The 637-nt window shown below is 63.7% G+C and carries 1 protein-coding gene; it reads left to right on the forward strand.

Going from position 1 to position 637, the window contains the following annotated elements; translation table 11 throughout:
- Positions 1-637 (forward strand): family 43 glycosylhydrolase (locus tag AC1DU6_RS34520; RefSeq protein WP_477862995.1); only part of this gene is annotated, 637 nt, incomplete at both ends.

Raw genomic sequence — 637 nt, forward strand, 5'->3', positions numbered from 1 at the left:
TCCTTCCGCTATCACGAAGGCAAGTTCTACATCTTTGCCAACGTCAACGGCCAGGTGACCCAGATGTTCACGGCCACCGATCCGAAGGGGCCGTGGACGCGCACGCCGATGAAGCGCAGCTTCCACGACCTGTCCGTGCTGTTCGACGACGGCAAGGCCTATGTCGTCTGGGATCACCAGACGATGCGCCTGGCCCAACTGACGGACGACCTGACCGACATCGTGCCGGGCACCGAGCGCGTCTTGTTCACCAAGGACGCCGGCATGGGCGAGGGCGCGCACTTCTACAAGATCGACGGCAAGTACTACATCATCAGCGCCAACTACGCGGGCGGTTTTCGCATGCCGGCGGCGCGAGCGGATCATGTGCTGGGCCCCTACGAGGTCCATCAATCGATCAGCTTGCATGAGGACTTCGGCATGGCCTCAAGCTTGCGCCTGGGCACGCGCCAGCCGCCGTTCGAGACCTGGGGGCCTGACCCCGCCGCCAACCACAGCCTGGCGTTGCACCAGGGCGGCATCATCCAGACGCCTGCGGGCGAGTGGTGGGGCTTTTCAATGATGGACTTCAACTCCGTCGGTCGCCTGCTCAGCCTGTCTCCGATCACCTGGAAGGACGGCTGGCCCTACTTTGGCC

It is taken from the genome of Roseateles sp. P5_B10, assembly GCF_056400485.1.